This window comes from Micromonospora sp. WMMD730 (genome assembly GCF_049178955.1).
GTDB classification, from domain to species: domain Bacteria; phylum Actinomycetota; class Actinomycetes; order Mycobacteriales; family Micromonosporaceae; genus Micromonospora; species Micromonospora wenchangensis.
The window spans coordinates 834827-852618 of the sequence record NZ_JBMHML010000002.1; the positions used below are offsets into that span (position 1 = coordinate 834827).

At 72.6% G+C, this 17792-nt stretch carries 21 protein-coding genes; 11 read left to right on the forward strand and 10 right to left on the reverse strand.

Annotated features, from left to right (window positions below; all coding sequences use genetic code 11):
- Positions 1–24: 24 nt before the first annotated feature.
- Together ACN265_RS03865 and ACN265_RS03870 are read right to left on the reverse strand one after the other, a co-directional pair.
- Positions 25–804 carry an ATP-binding protein gene (locus ACN265_RS03865; protein WP_421406056.1) on the reverse strand — a complete coding sequence of 260 codons (780 nt, stop codon included), beginning with the start codon at positions 802–804 and terminating at the stop codon, positions 25–27.
- Positions 801–947: a hypothetical protein gene (locus ACN265_RS03870; protein ID WP_421406057.1), complete on the reverse strand. Its 147-nt coding sequence runs from the start codon at positions 945–947 to the stop codon at positions 801–803. The genes ACN265_RS03865 and ACN265_RS03870 overlap by 4 nt, the downstream gene beginning before the upstream one ends.
- Before the next feature lie 252 nt (positions 948–1199).
- Here ACN265_RS03870 and ACN265_RS03875 point away from each other — a divergent pair, with 252 nt between their 5' ends.
- Entirely contained in the window at positions 1200–2510 is a 1311-nt protein-coding gene (locus ACN265_RS03875; RefSeq protein ID WP_421406058.1) for a glycosyltransferase, read from the forward strand.
- A 24-nt stretch (positions 2511–2534) separates the two neighbouring features.
- On the opposite strand, the gene ACN265_RS03880 is transcribed toward ACN265_RS03875, so the two are convergent.
- The 4 genes from ACN265_RS03880 to aroA all read right to left on the reverse strand — a co-directional run bounded on the left by ACN265_RS03880 (position 2535) and on the right by aroA (position 6983).
- A complete protein-coding gene (locus ACN265_RS03880; RefSeq protein ID WP_363658052.1) occupies positions 2535–3389 on the reverse strand; it encodes a hypothetical protein in 855 nt (284 codons plus the stop codon).
- A 59-nt stretch (positions 3390–3448) separates the two neighbouring features.
- Positions 3449–4267, reverse strand: coding sequence for a histidinol-phosphatase (gene hisN / locus ACN265_RS03885; RefSeq protein WP_421406059.1), 819 nt, complete (start codon positions 4265–4267; stop codon positions 3449–3451).
- A gap of 316 nt (positions 4268–4583) precedes the next feature.
- Positions 4584–5516, reverse strand: coding sequence for a ribosome small subunit-dependent GTPase A (gene rsgA / locus ACN265_RS03890; RefSeq protein ID WP_421411350.1), 933 nt, complete (start codon positions 5514–5516; stop codon positions 4584–4586).
- Between the two features lie 165 nt (positions 5517–5681).
- Entirely contained in the window at positions 5682–6983 is a 1302-nt protein-coding gene (gene aroA, locus ACN265_RS03895) for a 3-phosphoshikimate 1-carboxyvinyltransferase (protein WP_357929799.1), read from the reverse strand.
- A gap of 102 nt (positions 6984–7085) precedes the next feature.
- Between aroA and ACN265_RS03900 the strand changes: the two genes are divergently transcribed.
- The 5 genes from ACN265_RS03900 to rsrA all read left to right on the forward strand — a co-directional run bounded on the left by ACN265_RS03900 (position 7086) and on the right by rsrA (position 10390).
- Positions 7086–7784, forward strand: coding sequence for an SOS response-associated peptidase (locus ACN265_RS03900; RefSeq protein ID WP_420118229.1), 699 nt, complete (start codon positions 7086–7088; stop codon positions 7782–7784).
- A gap of 200 nt (positions 7785–7984) precedes the next feature.
- Entirely contained in the window at positions 7985–8377 is a 393-nt protein-coding gene (locus tag ACN265_RS03905) for a WhiB family transcriptional regulator (RefSeq protein WP_204926828.1), read from the forward strand.
- 32 nt (positions 8378–8409) lie between these two features.
- On the forward strand, positions 8410–9021 hold the full coding sequence (locus ACN265_RS03910; RefSeq protein ID WP_421406060.1) for an alpha/beta family hydrolase: 612 nt from the start codon (positions 8410–8412) through the stop codon (positions 9019–9021).
- A 258-nt stretch (positions 9022–9279) separates the two neighbouring features.
- A complete protein-coding gene (locus ACN265_RS03915; protein ID WP_088646016.1) occupies positions 9280–10101 on the forward strand; it encodes a sigma-70 family RNA polymerase sigma factor in 822 nt (273 codons plus the stop codon).
- Position 10102: 1 nt separating this feature from the next.
- The gene (gene rsrA, locus ACN265_RS03920; RefSeq protein WP_204926830.1) at positions 10103–10390 is read left to right on the forward strand and encodes a mycothiol system anti-sigma-R factor; all 288 of its coding nucleotides are present in this window, start codon (positions 10103–10105) and stop codon (positions 10388–10390) included.
- Between the two features lie 129 nt (positions 10391–10519).
- On the opposite strand, the gene ACN265_RS03925 is transcribed toward rsrA, so the two are convergent.
- On the reverse strand, positions 10520–10594 hold the full coding sequence (locus ACN265_RS03925; RefSeq protein WP_369700219.1) for a 50S ribosomal protein bL37: 75 nt from the start codon (positions 10592–10594) through the stop codon (positions 10520–10522).
- Between the two features lie 232 nt (positions 10595–10826).
- Between ACN265_RS03925 and ACN265_RS03930 the strand changes: the two genes are divergently transcribed.
- The 3 genes from ACN265_RS03930 to ACN265_RS03940 all read left to right on the forward strand — a co-directional run bounded on the left by ACN265_RS03930 (position 10827) and on the right by ACN265_RS03940 (position 14174).
- On the forward strand, positions 10827–11042 hold the full coding sequence (locus ACN265_RS03930; RefSeq protein ID WP_145921537.1) for a biotin/lipoyl-binding carrier protein: 216 nt from the start codon (positions 10827–10829) through the stop codon (positions 11040–11042).
- Complete coding sequence (locus tag ACN265_RS03935; protein ID WP_421411352.1) at positions 11042–11572, forward strand: GNAT family N-acetyltransferase; 531 nt, start codon at positions 11042–11044, stop codon at positions 11570–11572. Before ACN265_RS03930 ends, ACN265_RS03935 begins: the two co-directional genes overlap by 1 nt.
- 268 nt (positions 11573–11840) lie before the next feature.
- Positions 11841–14174 carry a tetratricopeptide repeat protein gene (locus ACN265_RS03940; RefSeq protein ID WP_421411354.1) on the forward strand — a complete coding sequence of 778 codons (2334 nt, stop codon included), beginning with the start codon at positions 11841–11843 and terminating at the stop codon, positions 14172–14174.
- Between the two features lie 245 nt (positions 14175–14419).
- On the opposite strand, the gene ACN265_RS03945 is transcribed toward ACN265_RS03940, so the two are convergent.
- The gene (locus ACN265_RS03945; RefSeq protein ID WP_421411356.1) at positions 14420–14605 is read right to left on the reverse strand and encodes a DUF397 domain-containing protein; all 186 of its coding nucleotides are present in this window, start codon (positions 14603–14605) and stop codon (positions 14420–14422) included.
- Positions 14602–15369 (reverse strand): DUF5753 domain-containing protein, encoded by a 768-nt coding sequence (locus ACN265_RS03950; protein ID WP_421406061.1) that lies wholly within the window; start codon positions 15367–15369, stop codon positions 14602–14604. The genes ACN265_RS03945 and ACN265_RS03950 overlap by 4 nt, the downstream gene beginning before the upstream one ends.
- Before the next feature lie 411 nt (positions 15370–15780).
- Here ACN265_RS03950 and ACN265_RS03955 point away from each other — a divergent pair, with 411 nt between their 5' ends.
- Together ACN265_RS03955 and ACN265_RS03960 are read left to right on the forward strand one after the other, a co-directional pair.
- Positions 15781–16053 carry a hypothetical protein gene (locus ACN265_RS03955; protein ID WP_421411358.1) on the forward strand — a complete coding sequence of 91 codons (273 nt, stop codon included), beginning with the start codon at positions 15781–15783 and terminating at the stop codon, positions 16051–16053.
- Positions 16050–16301: a flavin reductase gene (locus tag ACN265_RS03960; protein WP_421406063.1), complete on the forward strand. Its 252-nt coding sequence runs from the start codon at positions 16050–16052 to the stop codon at positions 16299–16301. The genes ACN265_RS03955 and ACN265_RS03960 overlap by 4 nt, the downstream gene beginning before the upstream one ends.
- Positions 16302–16313: 12 nt before the next feature.
- On the opposite strand, the gene ACN265_RS03965 is transcribed toward ACN265_RS03960, so the two are convergent.
- Positions 16314–17468, reverse strand: coding sequence for a pentapeptide repeat-containing protein (locus ACN265_RS03965; protein WP_421406064.1), 1155 nt, complete (start codon positions 17466–17468; stop codon positions 16314–16316).
- Positions 17469–17792 lie beyond the last annotated feature (324 nt).

Below are 17792 nucleotides of genomic sequence, written 5' to 3' on the forward strand. Positions count from 1 at the left end.
GGGATCGGGACGAAAGGGCAGTAATCAGTCGTGGTGCCAGTGCGACTCGTCCTCGGTGTGCAGCACGCACCAGATCACCTTGCCGTCCGGGAGCGGGGTGCTGCCCCAACGCCGGGCCACCGTGTCGATCAACAGCAGCCCCCGGCCACCGGCCGAGGTGAGCGACGCCGGTCCTCCGTAGCGGGGCTGCCGCCGGGAGTGGTCCCGCACCGCCAGGTGCACCGTGTCGCCCTGCGCGGCCAACCGCAGCGTCATCGGGGTCGACGCGTGCGCCACCACGTTGTTGACCATCTCGGTGACCGCGATGCAGGCCGGTTCGGCCAGCTCCGGCGCACCCCACCGGGCGCAGCGGTCGGTCACCAGTTCCCGCGCCCACCGGGCCGCCCCGACCGTCGGCGTCAGCTCCTCGGTCAGCACCGCCGCCATCGGCGTACGGGCCAGGGCCGCCGTCGCCTCGGCCTCGGTCCGGTAGACCGCCAGTTCCGCCGCGTCCCCGTCGACGAGCGTCCCGGTCGGGTCGACCACCAGCAGGTCGGCGGCGGGCCAGTCGCGTACCGCCCGGCGTACCCCGGCCAGCAACCGGCCGGCGGTCACCCGGTCGGCCCGCAGCCCGGCCAGGTCGACCACGATCGGACCGGGCCGGTCGACGAGCCGGACGAGCAGCGCGTCGCGTACCCGCTCGACGTCGGTCGGCTCCAGCGTCCCGGCGAGCCGGACCAGCGCGGAGGAGTCGTCGGCCACCACCTGGCATCCCGCCCGGGGGTGCCGGACCGTTCCCGGGGTCGGCAGGTCGGCGCGGCTCATCGCCGTCGCCCCCGGTCGGCGCGGGCCGGGTGGGTCGTCGTCCCGGGGACGCCGGGCCGGGCGGGACGCGGCGTCGGGATGGCGTCGGACCCGCCGGTGACGCCGGCGACCACCACGGCGGTGACGGCGGGGGTACGGGTCATCGGCATTCCCGCTCGGTACCCCCGGACGGGCCCGGTCATGCCGCCGTGCGGCCACTGATCAGCGGGACCGCTCCGGTCAGCCGTAGCCCACCCCGGGCCAGGCGGGCACCGGCCCGGGGGCGGTGTGGGGTGCCCCACAGCCGGCCCAGCGACCGCTGACCGCTTCCGATCTGCGAGGTTTCGGCTCGTGGAGCCCCGGTTAATGGGACGCTCTGACCGGACCATCCCTCGCAGATCGCATGGAGGTGCACCATGCGCGTCGGCCTCGTCTGCGCGCACGCCGGGTCGTCCCGGCACGCGGAAGGACCACCCGTCGGCACCCACGAGCACGTCGCTCGGGTCGCCGGCGAGCTGGCCGGGCGCGGCCACGACGTGCGGGTGTACGAGCGCCGCGACGACCCGGCCCTGCCGGCGAGCGTCGAGATCGACGGGTACCGGGTGGAACGTGTGCCCGTCGGCCCGGCCCGGCCCACCGTCACCGCCGACCTGGTTCCGCACGTGCCCGAGTTCGGCCGCTGGTTGGCTGACCGGTGGGCGGGGGAGTGGACGCCGGAGGTGGTGCACGGGCACTACTGGATCGGCGGCCTGGCCGCCGCGCACGCGGTCCGGGAGACGAACATCCCGGTGGTGCAGACCTTCCACTCGCTCGGCGTCGAGCAGCGCCGCCACCTCGGCCGCGAGTACGACGGCCCCGGCGAGCGCATCCCGCTGGAGCGTGCGCTCACCCGGGCGGTGGACGTCGCCGTCGCCCAGTGCACCGACGAGGTCGACGAGCTGACCCGGATGGGACTGCAACGCTCCTCGGTGGCGATGGTGCCCACCGGGGTGGACGTCGAACGGTTCCACCCCGACGGGGAGGCCGCCCCCCGCGACCAGCGGGCCCGCATCCTGTCCGTCGGCGGGCTGTCCCCGGGCCACGGACAGGACGACCTGATCCGGGCGATGCGGCTGGTCGGCGACGTGGAACTGGTGATCGCCGGTGGGCCGCCGGCCGACCAGCTGGCCACCCACGCCGAGGCCCGGCGGTTGCGCGAGCTGGCCGAGCGGGCCGGGGTCGCCGACCAGGTCACCCTGGTCGGCGCGGTGCCGCACGACCAGCTCGCCACCTGGTACCGCTCGGCCGACGTGGTCGCCTGCACCCCGCACTACTCCGCCGCCGGCCGGGTGTCGCTGGAGGCGATGGCCTGCGGGGTGCCGGTGGTCGGCTACGCCGTGGGCGGCATCGCCGACGCGGTGGTCGACGAGGTCACCGGCCGGCTGGTGCCCCCCGGCGACGTCCGCACGCTGGGCATGACGCTGCGCCGGCTGCTCGCCGACAACGCTGGCCGGTTCGCCTACGGGCACGCCGCGGTGGACCGGGTGCGGTGCAGCTACACCTGGGAGCGGACGGCCGGCGCGCTGGAGCGGCTCTACGAGCGGGTGGTGGGCCGGCGTACCCCGGTCGAGGTGCCCGACACGGTGCCGGTCGACGTCGAGGCCGACCCGGCCGCCCCCGTTGCGGTGGAGGTCGAGACGCCGGTCACGGGAACGACCACCACGACCACCGGCCCGGTCGGCGTCTGACCGCGCCCCACGACCGCCGACCCGTCAGGCGCGGGGGGCCGCGCCCACCATGGCGCGTTCCCGGGTGCGGGCCACCGCGTGGTGGTGCTGGGGTGCGGCGTACCGGGTGAGCCCGATGACCGAGGCGAGAGTGATCAGGAAGCCGACGGCGGCCAGCCACTCCCGGCCCGGCCAGATCTTGTCGTTGAGCAGCAGCAGGCCGACGATGGCGGCGGGTACCGCCCCGGCGGCGTCCATCGCGGCCACGGCCGCCGTCGTGGAGCCGCGCTGCATCGCCAGGCCGAGCAGCAGCTGACCCACCAGCGAGTGGACGATCAGCAGGTAGAGCAGCGGGTCACGGACGAACGCCTCGGCCGACGGGGCGGAGGCCAGCGGCCGGGCGGCCACCGCGGCGGCGGAGAACGCCAGCCCGGCCAGGGAGCCGAGCGCCACCGAGCCGGGTGCCCCGTGCAGGCGTACCGCGAAGAAACCGAGCAGCCCGATCCCGCCGAGCGCCAGCGCCAGGGCGACCAGGCCGGCGGTGCCGAGCCCCTTGGAGGGGGCCGGCTGGGCGGAGAGCACCAACGCGGTGATCCCGGCGAAGAGCAGCACCAGCAGCGCCACCTCGGCGGCGGGCAGCCGCCACTTGAGCACCACCACCCCCAGCAGGGCGGTCACCCCCAGGCCCGCCGCCACGCTCGCCTGCACCAGGAACAACGGCAGGTCGCGCCGGGCCAGGAAGGCCAGTACGAAGCCGGTCACCTGGCAGAGCAGCCCGATCAGGTACGTCCGGTGCCCGGCCAGCCGCAGCAGCAGCCCCGGGTCGAAGGTGTGGTGCACGGTCGTCCGGGCGGCGGCCACCGACTGGAGCATGTTGGCGAAGCCGTACGCGATGATCATCGCCGCGAGGAAGCACCAACCGGAGGACACCACCAGGCGAGAATAGAGGGCCGTTGCGTTCAGCGCGCGGTTGGCCGACCCAGCCGGGACAGCACGTCGGTGTGCAGCGGCCCGTTGGTGGCGATCGCGCTGATCTCGCCGGATGCCGTCCCACCAGGGGCGGGAGCGCCTTCCATGGTGGTCATGGTGCCCCCGGCGGCGGTCACGATCGGCACCAGCGCGGCCACGTCCCACAGCGACAGTTCCGGCTCCACCATCACGTCCAGTGCCCCCTCGGCCAGCAGCATGTAGCCGTAGAAGTCGCCGTAGGCGCGGCTGCGCCAGGTGTCGCGCATCAACTGGAGTACCGCGTCCAGCCGGCCGGCCGCCTCCCACCCGGTCAGCGACGAGTAGCAGACGCTGGCGTCGGCGAGGTCGCGTACCCCGGAGACCCGGATCGGCTCGCCGGAGGCGGCGTCGCGCCCCGCGTACGCCCCCACGCCGTTGGCCCCCCACCAGCGCCGGCCGAGCGCCGGGGCGGAGACCAGCCCGACCACCGGCCGGTCCCCCTCCAGCAGGGCGATCAGGGTGGCCCACACCGGCACGCCCCGGACGAAGTTCTTGGTGCCGTCGATCGGGTCGATCACCCACCGCCGGTCGTGCGGACCGGTCGCCGGCTGCTCGCCGTACTCCTCGCCGAGCAACCCGTCGTCCGGCCGGTGGGCGGCCAGCAGTTCCCGGATCTCCCGCTCGACGGAGGTGTCCGCGTCGGAGACGGGAGTCAGGTCCGGCTTCGCCGTCACCCGCAGGTCAAGCGCCCGGAACCGGGCCATCGAGATGGCGTCGGCGGCATCCGCCAGCCGGTGAGCAAGTTCGATGTCCCCCGCATACCCCGTCACCCCGAAACCCTAACCCCCACCCCACCCCCTCCCCTCCACCCCCCACCCCACCCCACCCCGCTTGGCGTGATCAAGAGGTTTGCGTCATGACGGAGATCCAGATTGACGCAAACCTCTTGATCACTTGACGCAAACCTCTTGATCACCGAGCGGTGCGGCCGGGGTAGTGAGGGCTGTGAGACCGGGCCGAGGGCGGCGGGGCGGTGGTGGTGAGACCGGGCCGGGGCGGTGGGCACGGAGGGCTGGGGCGGAACCGGCGCGGGGCTGGGGCGGAGCCGGGGTGGGGTGCGTGGGGCGGGGGACAGGGGTGGGTGGGTCAGGAGCCGGCGAGGGGGTCGCCGGGGTTGCGTTCCACCTCGCGGGGGTCGCCCTCGCCGGCCCGGGAGGCCAGCAGCCGACGGTACGAGCCCAGCCGGCGCGGATCGGCCTTGCCGGCGGCCACCCAGGCGTCCAGGGCACAGTCCGCCTCGTCCGGGGTGTGCGGACAGTTGGGTGGGCAGTCCACCGTCCCCTCCACCAGGTCGGGGAAGCCGTGCAGCAGGCTCTCGGCCGAGACGTGGGCCAGCCCGAAGCTGCGGATGCCCGGGGTGTCCACGATCCAGCCCGGGTCACCGTCGCCGTCCGGGGTACGCGGGAGCCGTAGCGCCACCGCGCTGGTGGAGGTGTGCCGGCCCCGGCCGATAGCGCTGACCACGCCGACCGCCCGCAGCGCGTCCGGTACCAGCCGGTTGACCAGTGTCGACTTGCCCACCCCGGAGTGCCCCACCAGCACCGACACCCGGCCGGCGAGCAGGGCGCGCAGCGCGTCGAGGTCGGAGTCGGGCCGGATGAGCACGTACGGCAGTTCCAGCTCGGTGTAGTAGCCGACGACCTGCTCCGGGCCGGCCAGGTCGGCCTTGGTCAGGCAGAGCAGCGGCTCGATGTCGGCGTCGTACGCGGCGACCAGACAACGGTCGATGAAGCCGGTCCGGGGTGGTGGGTCGGCCAGCGCGCTGACGATCACCAGTTGGTCGGCGTTGGCGACCACCACCCGTTCCAGCCGTCCCTCGGCGGTGTTCTCGTCGTCGTCGGCGGTGCGCCGCAGCACCGAGCGCCGTTCGGCGATCCGGACGATCCGGGCCAGCGCCCCGTCCGCACCGGAGACGTCGCCGACGAGGCTCACCCGGTCGCCGACCACCACCGACTTGCGGCCCAGTTCGCGGGCCCGCATGGCGGTGATCGCGGCGCCGTCGGGGGCGTCGGGGAGCACACAGGTGTACCGGCCCCGGTCGACGGCGATGACGAACCCGTCGACCGCGTCGTCGTGCCGGGGGCGGGTCCGGGTACGCGGACGTGAGGACCGGCCGGGGCGCACCCGTACGTCGTCCTCGTCGTACTCCCGTCGCTTGGTCGCCAGGACCTGCCCCCTCCGCCGTCAGCTCTTGCCGGTCACCATCGCCGACCATAGTGCCGGGAACTCCGGCATGGTCTTCGAGGTGCACGCCACGTCGTCCACCTCGATGCCCGGGACGGCGAGCCCGGCCACCGCGGCGGCGTGCGCCATCCGGTGGTCGGCGTAGGTGCGGAAGGCACCCCCTCGCAGCGGTCGGGGCCGGATCTCCAGCCCGTCGGCGGTTTCGGTCAGGTCGGCGCCGAGCCCGGTGAACTCCCGGGCCAGCGCGGCGATCCGGTCGGTCTCGTGCCCCCGGATGTGCCCGATGCCGGTGAACGTCGACGGCGAGTCGGCCAGCATGGCGAGCGCGGTCAGTGCCGGGGTCAACTCGCTGACGTCGGACAGGTCGGCGGTCAGGCCGTGCACGGTGCCGGTGCCCCGTACGGTCAGCCCGGTGGTGGTCAGGGTGACCTCGCCACCCATCCGGTCCAGCAGCGAGCGGAGCTGTTCGACCGGCTGGACGCTGTTGTGCGGCCACCCCTGCAGGGTCACCTCACCGCCGGTGACCAGGGCGGCGGCGAAGAACGGGACCGCGCCGGAGAGGTCCGGTTCGATCTCCCAGCCCCGGCCGGCGAGCGGCCCCGGCTCGACCACCCAGACGTCGTCGACGGTGTCGTCGACGGCCGCCCCGGCGGCCCGCAGCATCTGCACGGTCATCCGTAGGTGCGGCGCGGACGGCACCGGCGGGCCCTGGTGCCGGACCACCACGCCCCGGTCGAAACGTGCCCCGGCGAGCAGCAGGCCGGAGACGAGCTGGCTGGAGGCGGAGGCGTCGATCACCACCTCGCCGCCGGTGACCCGGCCGACGCCCTGCACCACCAGGGGCAGGCTGCCGGTCTCCGGCGCGTCGATCCGGACGCCGAGTGAGCGCAGCGCGCCGATCAGCGGGCCCAGCGGCCGGACCCGGGCCTGCGGGTCGCCGTCGAAGGTGACCCGCCCGTCGGTGAGGCCGGCGACCGGCGGGACGAACCGCATCACCGTGCCGGCGAGCCCGACGTCGACGTGGGCCGGGCCGACCAGCCGGTGCGGCCGGACCAACCAGCGGTCGTCGTCGGAGACCGAGACGTGGGCACCCATCGCCCGCAGCCCGCCCGCCATGAGTTCGGTGTCGCGGGCGCGCAGCGGCCCGTGCAGTGTCGACGGGCCACCGGCCAGTGCGCTGAGCACCAGGGCGCGTGCGGTCATCGACTTGGAGCCGGGTAGGCGCAGGGCGGCGGTGACCGGGGCGGTGGCGGTCGGTGCGGCCCAGGGCTGTTGCGGACGGGTGGCGGTCAGGTTTCCCACGGTCACATTCTGCCAACCCGACGGCGATTTCGAGACTACCGTCGGGCTGACTCCCGGTGGGCGGGACAGCCGATGGCGGCGCGGGGGGCTAGCGTTGGCGCCATGTGCGGCAGGTACGCGACGACCCGGAGTTCCGGGGACCTGAGCGCCGTCTTCGAGTCGTACGACGACACCGACGGCGGGGTCCGGCCGGACCACAACGTCGCGCCGACCGACCGGGTGCCGGTGGTGCGGGTCGATCCGGAGCGGGGGCGGGCGCTCTCGGTGGGCCGCTGGGGGCTGGTGCCGCACTGGGCGAAGTCGGCCGCCGGGGCCGCCCGCATGATCAACGCGCGGGCCGAGACGGTCGCCACCAGCCGGGCGTACGCCCTGCCGTTCGCCCGCCGCCGCTGCCTGGTCCCGGCCGACGGCTGGTACGAGTGGGTGCGCCGGGCCGGCGGCGGCAAGCAGCCGTACTTCATGACCCCGCGGGACGGCTCGGTGCTGGCGTTGGCGGGGATCTGGTCCCGCTGGGAGGCGACGCTCACGTTCAGCGTGCTCACCACGGCGGCGGTGGGCGAGCTGGCCGAGGTGCACGACCGGATGCCGCTGCTGCTGCCGCCCGACCGGTGGGCGGACTGGCTGGCTCCGGCCGACGATCCGGCGGCGTTGCTGGTCCCGCCGTCGGCGGACTGGCTCGCCGGGCTGGAGATCCGCCCGGTCGGTACGGCGGTGGGCGACGTGCGCAACGACGGCCCGGAGTTGACCGCCCGGGTGGCGCTGGACCGGGAACGCTCCCACGGGACCGACGCACTGTTCTGATCGCGATAGATGACATTGGCGCGTACGAATTGCCAGGTTTATCGGTGAAATGTCGCTCGGATTTTCTGCCATCTTTCCGGCACACCCCTTGTCTCCGTAGCCGACGGTGCGATACAACACAGCGCTGGCACTGGGAGCGTCCTCGCGCAGTGCGAACGACGCCCGTCGATCTTGCCGGTCCCACGGGGGAGGTGGGTGTGATGACCCGGGCGCGTATGCCCCGACCGCACGAGGTGGCCGCCGCACGACGGGATCCGCGACTGCTGCGTGCGTTGCGGGACCGCCGTTCCGACGATGCCTGGCGGACCAGAGGAACCTGTCAGAGCGTGGATCCGGAGACGTTCTTTCCGGCACCCAACGAACCAGCCGACGCGGCGGTGTCGCTCTGCCGCAGCTGCGACGTGCAGGGTTCCTGCCTGGCCTGGGCGCTGGAGGTGGGCGACACCCACGGCGTGTGGGGCGGCACCACCCCCCGCGAGCGCCGGGCCATGCTGGTCGCCTGGCGGGGCGAGGTCGGCTCCGATTCCGGCGCGGCCGGCGACGCCGGTCCACCGGTCCGCGACCAGTTGCTCACTCTGGTGCCGTTGAGCTGATCATCCCGCCGGCCACGGCGCAGAATGACCGGATGTCCCGCTCCACACAGCTCGACACCCCGCGCGGCCCGGCCCGGGTCGACACCGACCGTCCGGCCGGACCGCCGACGTCCCTGCTCGTGCTCGGCCACGGGGCCGGCGGCGCGGTGGACGCGCCGGACCTGCTGGCCGTCCGTGACGCCGCCCGCGACGCCGGGGTGCTGGTGGCCCGGGTGACCCAGCCCTACCGGGTGGCCGGCCGTCGGGCACCGGCCCCGGCCGGGCACCTGGACGAGGCGTGGACGGCGGTGCTGACCGTGCTGCGCCGCCGGCATCCCGACCTGCCGCTGCTGGTCGGTGGCCGGTCCAGCGGCGCCCGGGTGGCCTGCCGGACGGCCGGCCCGGTGGGGGCGGTCGGGGTCGTCGCGCTGGCCTTTCCGCTGCACCCGCCCGGCCGCCCGGAGCGTTCCCGGGCCGCCGAGCTGGCCACCGGCCTGCCCACGCTGGTGGTCAACGGCGACCGGGACCCTTTCGGGCTGCCCGACGCCGCCGGGGCGGTGCAGGTGGTGGTGCGTCGTGGCGAACGTCACGACCTGCGCCGGGACCCGGCCGGGGTGGCCGCCGCGGTGCTCACCTGGCTGCGTACGTACCGGTGGGCCCACTGACCGCAGCGGCGACCGACGGCGCGGGGCCGGTTCGCCGTGCTGACCACCCGTTTCCGCCCCGCCGGACCCCTCGTTGCATCCGGTGGTGCCGACCTTCTGGTTCGGGTGGTCGGGACCGTCCCTCCCAGGCCCTTCCTGGTCCCAGTCCTCCGGTAGCCGACCGGGCGGGCCGGGACCAGGAGCGGGGCCGGCGGAATGTGCGGCCGGCGGTCGGGTGTTACGACTCCCGGACGAGGAATCTGGCGAGGGGGGTGACCGGTGCCGACCGAGACACGGAGCCGGGAGCGGGACGATCGGGACGCGCGGCAGCTCAGACGGCTGCTCGACGGTCCGGACTGGCCGGCGGTGGGGACCGGCCCCCGGGTGGTGAGCACGGGCACACCCGGCAGAACGGAAGCTGCGGACCGGTCCGTCCGCGTATCCTCGGCGGGACAGCATCCGACGCGAGGGGATGTGCGGTTGACCACCGAGAAGACGGACGAGCGCAGGGCCCGCTTCGAGCGGGACGCGATGCCCTTCGTCGATCAGCTCTACGCCGCCGGGCTGCGGATGACGCGTAACCCGGCCGACGCCGAGGACCTGGTCCAGGAGACGTACCTGAAGGCGTACGCGGCCTTCCACCAGTTCGAGCAGGGCACCAACCTGAAGGCCTGGCTCTACCGGATCCTGACCAACACCTACATCAACTCCTACCGCAAGCGGCAGCGCCAGCCCATCCAGGCGCCCACCGAGGAGATCACCGACTGGCAGCTCGCCGAGGCCGAGTCGCACACCTCCAGCGGGTTGCGGTCGGCCGAGACCGAGGCGCTGGACCGGCTGCCGGACACCGACGTCAAGGAGGCCCTCCAGCAGCTGCCGGAGGAGTTCCGCCTGGCGGTCTACCTGACCGATGTCGAGGGCTTCTCGTACAAGGAGGTCGCCGACATCATGGGTACGCCGATCGGCACCGTGATGTCCCGGCTGCACCGCGGGCGTCGTAACCTGCGCAAGCTGCTGGAGCGGTACGCCGCGGAGCGCGGCTTCAGCGCCGCGCAGCCCGCGAAGGGTTCGACCACCGCCACCGCCGGTCGGGAGGTGTGACGTGAGCTGTGGAGAGCCGCACGAGACGGACTGCCGGGAAGTGCTCGCGGAGGTCTACCTCTACCTCGACCTGGAGTGCGCCGAGGAGCGCCGTTCGCTGATCCGCTACCACCTGGACGAGTGCGGGCCCTGCCTGCGCGAGTACGGCATCGAGCAGGAGGTGCGGGCGCTGGTGGCGCGGTGCTGCGGCAACGAGACCGCCCCCGACGAGCTGCGCGAGCGGCTGCGGGTACGCCTCACCGAGCTGGTGGTCTTCGAGGCCAGCGAGTCCCGCGAACTCGCCGAGTGACACGGCACGGCGGATCCGCCGTGGACGAGACGAACACATGACGGTGGCCCGGGTCGACTCGACCCGGGCCACCGGTGTGTCCGGCGCGGGGCCGGACCTGACGTCGCGGCGGTGGCCCGCCGGAACGGCTCAGGAGTTGGGGCGCTTGCCGTGGTTCGCGCCGCTCTTCTTACGGGCCTTCTTCTTACGGGCCTTCTTCGCCATGCTGACCTCCTCGTGATGGGTCCGACCCTGCTGCGGTCGACCCGCGACTGCGTGCACGCCGCCGGCCTCCCGGCGTCGGGTCCGACCTGATGATGCTAGTGCGGCCGGCGGGCACCGTCGTGCGCCGGGGCGGCAGCGGTACGCCGGGCGCGCGTGGCGCTCTCCGCCCACGCGGGGCCGGTCCGTGATTGGATACCGACGCAGACACACCCGGTGGAGAGGGAGGGCCGTGATGGCCGAGGAGATCCGCGCCGAGATGGTGGCCAACGTGTGGAAGGTCGTCGCGTCGACCGGGGACACCGTCTCCGAGGGGGACACGCTGGTGATCCTGGAGTCGATGAAGATGGAGATTCCGGTCGTCGCCGAGTCCGACGGGGTGGTCGAGCAGCTCGCGGTCAACGAGGGCGACGTGGTGCAGGACGGTGACCTGATCGCGGTGATCGGTTGATCCCCGACGACCGGACGACCGGCCTGCTGGTCCGGCGGGCCGTACCGGCCGAGTTCCCGGCGGTGGCCCGGTTGACCGTCGCCGCCTACGAGGCCGACGGTCAGCTCAAGGGCGAGAACGGCTACGGCGTGGTGCTGGCCGACGTGGCCGGCCGGGCGGAGCACGGCGAGATCCTGGTCGCCGTCGACGGGGCGACCGGCACGGTTCTCGGCTCGGTCACCTACGTGCTGCCCGGCAGCCCGTACGCGGAGCTGTCCGGGCCGGGCGAGGCGGAGTTCCGGATGCTGGCGGTGGACCCGGCCGCCCAGGGGCGGGGTGTGGGGGTGGCGCTGGTGCGGGCCTGCCTGTCCCGGGCCGTGGCGCAGGGCTGCACGGCGCTGGTCATCTGCGTCCGCAGCGGGCTCGCCGACGCCGCCCACCGGCTGTACGCGGGGCTCGGATTCGTGCGTACCCCGCAGCGGGACTGGTCGCCGCTGCCCGGTGTCGACCTGCTCGCCCTGCGCCTGGCGCTGCCCGTCGGGGCGGCCTGACCGGTTCGCACCGACCTGCCCGCCGCCTGGCCGGTGAACGGCGTCGCACCTCTCGTCACGCCGGGCCATGCGCTGCCCGTCGTGCTCGGAGCACGCGACATCGGCGGCCGTCATCTTCGCTGGCCACCCATGCCCCCGGAGGAAGACGAGCACGCCGTCTACGCCTGGCTGAGGTCGAGAATGCTCTCAGCTGATGGGCGGGCTGGCGCGGGTGAGATGGCGGGTCTGCGTTTCTTGCCGGTCACCGTCAGAATGACGTGTGGCCTTCATGTCGGTGCGGCGACGACTCCGCCAGATCGTGTTGCTGCTCTCCTCGGCCGCAGTCGTTGCCCCGGTGGTGTACTTCCTGGTGAAGCAAGGTCTGGACCGGGCTGAGAAGATCACCAGCATCGCCTTCGGGATCCTCGGAGCGGTAGGGCTGGTATTCGGCTGGCTCAAGACGCGACCAGGCAGGAAGCCCGGCACCGCCAGCCCGACTGAGTCCGTACCCCTCGGGTGCCTGCTGCACCTCCGCGACGACGGGCGGCCGCCGTTGGTGGAGCAGGTCGACCCGCTGGACCTGGGCGTCAAACCCGCTATCGACACCACCGACCGCCATGACCAGGACCTTCCTCCCTACGTTCCCCGCACCGGTGACGATGACCTGGAATGGGCCATCGCCGAAGGCGGGATCGTGCTGCTGCACGGCAAGGCAGCCGCCGGCAAGAGCCGCAGCGCGTTCGAGGCCATCCACCGGCTTCGCCCGCACCACCAGCTACTCACCCCGGCGTACGCGGGGGCGCTGAGAGATCTGGTCGAGGCCGGCTACCCGATCAGGGATGCGGTCGTGTGGCTTGACGACCTGGAGCGCTTCCTCACCCCCGGAGGCATCGACCAGGCGCTGCTTCAACGTCTGTGCCCCTCCGGGCGGGCCGACGTGGTGGTGGTGGCCACCATCCGTGACGAGGAACTATCCCGCCTCGACCACGCCGCTACCCGAGGCGGCCAAGGCCAAGAACTCATCACGGCCGGGCTGGACGAGGCTGCGGCGAAACTGGTGGCCCAGATCCGGGGCCGACGGCGCATCCCGGTCGGTCAGCACCTCACCGACTCCGAGCGCACCGACGCCGAGGCCACCGGCGACGACCGGATCGCGGCTGCGCTAACCGCCGGGGTCGGGTTCGCCGAATACCTCGCCGCCGGCCCGGCCATGATGCGCCGCTGGTCGGTCGGCGACGGCCCCTCGTTCGAGGTCGGACACGCCCTCATCAGCGCCGCAGTGGACTGCCGCCGCGCCGGCTACACCGCCCCCGTCCCCCGCGACATCCTCGCCAAGCTCTACCGCCCCTACCTGTCCCCCGCCTGGAGACACCGCGCCGATCTACCCACCATTACTCAAGGACTCCAATGGGCGTGCGAACGGGTCCTCGGTGCCAGTTCCTGCCTCCTTCCTCACGAAAACGGCACCTACACCGCCTCCGACTACCTCCTCGACCGCACCACCACCGGCCAGGGCCCCCTCGCCGCAACCCCGGTCCCCGACCAGGTCTGGAACACCCTGCTCACCATCGCCACCACCCCCCAAGCCGCCACCATCGGCACTCATGCCTATTTCGCCCAACGGTTAGACATCGCTGAACAGGCGTGGCGCACCGCAGCCGACATCGGCCACTCCGAGGCGATGTTCAACCTGGGCGTTCTGCTTGCCCGGGGCGGTGATAGCCGGGAGGAGGCGGAGCAGTGGTTCCGACGCGCAGCCGACACCGGCCACACCGACGCGATGAGCAACCTGGGCGTTCTGCTTGAACAGCGCGGCAGCCAGGCGGAGGCGGAGCAGTGGTTCCGACGCGCAGCCGACACCGGCCACACCGAGGCGATGTACAACCTGGGCGTTCTGCTTGCCCGGGGCGGTGATAGCCGGGAGGAGGCGGAGCAGTGGTTCCGACGCGCAGCCGACACCGGCCACACCAGGGCGATGAGCAACCTGGGCGTTCTGCTTGAACAGCGCGGCAGCCAGGCGGAGGCGGAGCAGTGGTTCCGACACGCAGCCGACACCGGCCACACCGAGGCGATGTACAACCTGGGCGTTTTGCTTGAACAGCGCGGCAGCCAGGCGGAGGCGGAGCAGTGGTATCGACGCGCAGCCGACGCCGGCCACACCGGGGCGATGAGCAACCTGGGCGTTCTGCTTGCCCGGGGCGGTGATAGCCGGGAGGAGGCGGAGCAGTGGTTCCGACGCGCAGCCGACACTGGCTACACCAGGGCGATGTACAACCTGGGGATTCTGCTTGAACAGAGCGGTGATAGCCAGGAGGAGGCGGAGCAGTGGTATCGACGCGCAGCCGACGCCGGCCACACCGGGGCGATGAGCAACCTGGGCGTTCTACTTGCCAAGCGCGGTGATAGCCGGGAGGAGGCGGAGCAGTGGTTCCGACGCGCAGCCGACACTGGCCACACCGACGCAATGAACAACCTGGGGATTCTGCTTGAACAGAGCGGTGATAGCCAGGAGGAGGCGGAGCAGTGGTATCGACGCGCAGCCGACGCCGGCCACACCGGGGCGATGAGCAACCTGAGGGCTCTGCTTGAACAGCGCGGCGACGGTGAGCAGTCCGAGGGGTGACACCGGGATGGCATCACAGCGGGGCCTGCACAAGGTGGGGAATGCTGCGACCGCGCCATCCGCGCTGCCTACCTGTGCCACGCCAACGGCAGATCGGTGGTGGCTAGAGGTGCGTCTGGTGAACGATGGCCGCGCGGGCGGCGTGACCGAGGGCGATGTGGCCGCCTGCGGGGTCGCTGGGTCACGGTGGCCCCGGACAGCAGGCGGCCCCCGGCCGCCGTCCGGCCGGGGCCCCAACGCCTTGTCTAGCGGGATGCCTTCGCGAAGCTCACGAACCCGCGCCAGGCGCCGGGAGTGAACGTCAGCGTAGCGCCGTCGCGGTCCTTGGTGTCCCGGACGAGGACGACGCCGGGCAGGTTGTCGGCCACCTCGACACACGCCCCGCCGTTGTCCCCGCTCCTGGTGCTCTTGTGCCACTGCGCGCCGGTCATGTCCATGTCGCTGCCACTTTCCTCACGAGGTCGAGAGACTGTGCCCGGGGGAGGGCCTCGCCGACAATGCGCGCCCATCTCCGTTCGAGGCTAGCAACTTCTGCCGCGTCGTCGGTGATGTGCGCCCTGGCCGGGCTGTCCTGGTGCGCCACCCGCGCGCCGTCCGGCAACTCGGCCAGGATGAACGGCCCGCCCATGCCTAGATAGATCGGCGTGTCGAGCGGTACTACATGGACCTGCACGGACGGCAGTTCGGCGCAGGCCGCAATGTGCTCGCACTGCTCGCGCATCAGCTTGCCGTCGCGTCCTGCACGCCGTCGGAGGGCTGCTTCGTCGATCACCGCGACGACGAGCGGCGGCTGTGGCCAGTGGAGAATCGCTTGCCGCTGCATGCGCGCCGTCACCAGCTCGTCAACCTCGTCGGTGGCGGGTGTCGCCAGAGCCAGCGTCGCCCGCGCGTACGCTTCGGTCTGAAGTAGACCCGGCACCCATGCCAGCTCGAACCACCGCAGCTCGACCGCCTCTCGCTCGATGTCCGCCCACCGGCGGAACCACGCCGGTTCGCGGCGCTTCAGCGCGTCCGGCCAGAGGTCGAGCACGTCCCGCCCGAGGATCGAAGCGACCCGCACCCGGTGCCGGGCGCGCGGGATGCGTCCGTGACTCACCCATCGCGCCGCTGTCTTCGGGTCGACACCCACCTGAGCTGCCAGACTCTCGGCGGTTTCGCCTGCGTCCAGCATCGCGACCTTCACCGCGTGATTCATCCGCGTTACCCCTCTGTAGCGCACCTGGGACGTCCCAGCGGTCCCGTTGGAATGATCTAACGCTGTGTACTCGTCCCGCAACTGACTGCGAGAGTCGTGTTCAGAGCGACGCCGCCGGCCGGAGTGGACAACGCCGGTCGTGTCTGCTGCGGGGGCCGCCTCCTTCGGAGGGGTGGGAGGCGGCCCCCTTCCAACGCCACGACGTCAGGGGAGCACCGTGCCCGACAAGCCGAAGCCGACAGATCCTCCACCAGCGCCGCGCCCGAAGCCGGCCGCCGACCCGCCGCCCGCGCGCCCGTACCTGCCGGGTCCGATCGGCCCGGTCGTTCCGCCGTGGCGGGGTCCCGGCCGCCTGGCGAACGTCACTCCCGAGTGCCGTTGGCGGGAGCGGAGGCCCGCGCGGTGACCCCGCTGCTGATTCGCTCCGGCGACGTGCTGCGCCTGTCCCGCGCCGCCAGCGTGCAGTTCGTCCGGCCGATCACGGTCCGGGTCATCCGGGTGCTGACCGACTGGCACACGTACGACGGGTGGGTGTGGATCGACGCGTACGTGCTCGACGCCGCAGGCGACGCGGTCTCCCGGCGGACCCTGTTCCTCAAGCCTGCCGGCGTCGAGCCCTTGAAGGCCCCGGCCCTCCGGCCGGCAGTCCGCAGGCCGGTCCCGCGAAAGGTGCCGACCTCGTGACCGGCGTGATCCCGGGGCGGCACACGCCCCTGCCCCCGACCTGGCTGTGCCGGGTGGACGCGCACCCGTGGCCCTGCGGGGAGGCGAAGCTCGCCCTGCTCGCGACGTACGCCGACGACCGGCCCCGGTTGCTGGCGCTGCTCGCGGGCTGGAAAGCCGAAGCGGAGGACCACCTCGCGCAGCTGGACGGCGGTCGCCCGGTCGACGTGACCGACCGTTTCCTCACCTGGGCCCGCCCTTTGGCGTAGGGCCCGGAAGCGTCAGCCACACGGCGCCGGCCAGACCACCCCCAAAGGCAACTGCGTCCGAGCATTGGTACGAGCACACCTCAGGTTCACGGCGGTTAGGTTCGCGTCGGTTAGGTTCGCGTCGGTTAGGTTCGCGTCGGTTAGGTTCGCGCGGGTCAGGGTCGTGCGGTTCAGGGTCGCGCCGGTCAGGGTCGCGCCGGTCAGGGTCGCGCCGGTCAGGTCCGCGGAGATCAGGTTCGCGGAGGTCAGGTTCGCACGGAGCAGGATCGCGCCGGTCAGGTTCGCGCTGAGTAGGTCCGCGCGGTTCAGGGTCGCGTTGAGCAGGTCCGCGCCGGTCAGGTTCGCGCTGAGCAGGTCCGCGCGGTTCAGGTTCGCGCCGGTCAGGTTCGCACGGGTCAGGGTCGTGTGGTACAGGTTCGCGCCGGTCAGGTTCGCGCCGGTTAGGTTCGCATCTGTCAGGCCCGCGCCGGTCAGGTCCGCGTCGGTCAGGTCCGCGTCGGTCAGGTCCGCGCCGGTCAGGTTCACGCCGGGCAGGCTGGACAGGTCCACGTCGAGACTGCTCCGCGCGACCACGTGGGGCATGTCAATGTCGAGCCGGCTGCGCAGGTTCGCGCGGTTCAAATTCGCGCCGGTCAGGGTCGCGCCGGCCAGGTTCGCGCCGGTCAGGTTCGCGCCGGTCAGGTTCGCGTCGGTGAGGTCGAGCCGGCCTTGATCTCGGGTGGCATCGCGGTGCCCGAGCACGGTGAGGGCGGCTTGGACGTCAACCGGTGGCGAGGGCGGCTTGTGGGCCTGGCTGACTGGTTTCGGATTGCGTGTCGTGGCGGGATCGACGGGGGCGTGAACGCGGATGAAGGAGGTCAGGACGCTGACGACGGCGGGGTGGTCGACGGCGGAGTCGCGCATGATGCGTTCCAGGGCGTAGATCGCGCCGAGGCGTACATCGACCTTCTCCGGACCGGGTTGGCCGAGTTGCTCGACGGCTTTGGTGAATCGGTCGGTGATTTGCCCCTGCTCGGTCAGCCGTTGCTGCTCACGATTGGCCTCGCTGGTCTGACGGTTGGCCTCGTTGGTGCTGTACAGGCCGATGGCCACGAGCAACACCGACAGGATGCTGCCGATGGCCACTAGGCGCTGCCACGGGTCGGGTTTGACGTCGACCGTCCCCACCGCCAATCGGGTCGCTGCCGGCCGGGGTGGACGCAACGTCCGAGGACCGGTCGCAGACTGACTTGCTGCCCTCCATCCCTGCCTCTGAGCAGGCATACCACGCCGCCCGCCTCCCGCACCCGAACCACCACGAAACGTCATACGCCCATTGCAGCCGACCGCGACCAGGAAGAGAACCCGCAGTCACACCCAGGCATCACAGATCCGACGGACCAGACGAGCGCCCGGTGGCCGGTTACCGGGCGCTCGTTGACGCCGATCCCGCCCGGGAGAAGGTGGTCATCGGCGACGAGGACTACCGGTGACCCTGCGGGAACTGCTCGC

Excerpts from the sequence above, each read along its gene's own strand:
- ACN265_RS03865 (WP_421406056.1), bottom strand. The coding sequence starts at position 804 with ATGAGCCGCGCCGACCTGCCGACCCCGGGAACGGTCCGGCACCCCCGG.
- ACN265_RS03870 (WP_421406057.1), bottom strand. The coding sequence starts at position 947 with ATGACCCGTACCCCCGCCGTCACCGCCGTGGTGGTCGCCGGCGTCACC.
- ACN265_RS03875 (WP_421406058.1), top strand. The coding sequence starts at position 1,200 with ATGCGCGTCGGCCTCGTCTGCGCGCACGCCGGGTCGTCCCGGCACGCG.
- ACN265_RS03880 (WP_363658052.1), bottom strand. The coding sequence starts at position 3,389 with ATGATCATCGCGTACGGCTTCGCCAACATGCTCCAGTCGGTGGCCGCC.
- ACN265_RS03900 (WP_420118229.1), top strand. The coding sequence starts at position 7,086 with ATGTGCGGCAGGTACGCGACGACCCGGAGTTCCGGGGACCTGAGCGCC.
- ACN265_RS03905 (WP_204926828.1), top strand. The coding sequence starts at position 7,985 with ATGACCCGGGCGCGTATGCCCCGACCGCACGAGGTGGCCGCCGCACGA.
- ACN265_RS03910 (WP_421406060.1), top strand. The coding sequence starts at position 8,410 with ATGTCCCGCTCCACACAGCTCGACACCCCGCGCGGCCCGGCCCGGGTC.
- ACN265_RS03930 (WP_145921537.1), top strand. The coding sequence starts at position 10,827 with ATGGCCGAGGAGATCCGCGCCGAGATGGTGGCCAACGTGTGGAAGGTC.
- ACN265_RS03940 (WP_421411354.1), top strand. The coding sequence starts at position 11,841 with ATGTCGGTGCGGCGACGACTCCGCCAGATCGTGTTGCTGCTCTCCTCG.
- ACN265_RS03945 (WP_421411356.1), bottom strand. The coding sequence starts at position 14,605 with ATGACCGGCGCGCAGTGGCACAAGAGCACCAGGAGCGGGGACAACGGC.
- ACN265_RS03950 (WP_421406061.1), bottom strand. The coding sequence starts at position 15,369 with ATGAATCACGCGGTGAAGGTCGCGATGCTGGACGCAGGCGAAACCGCC.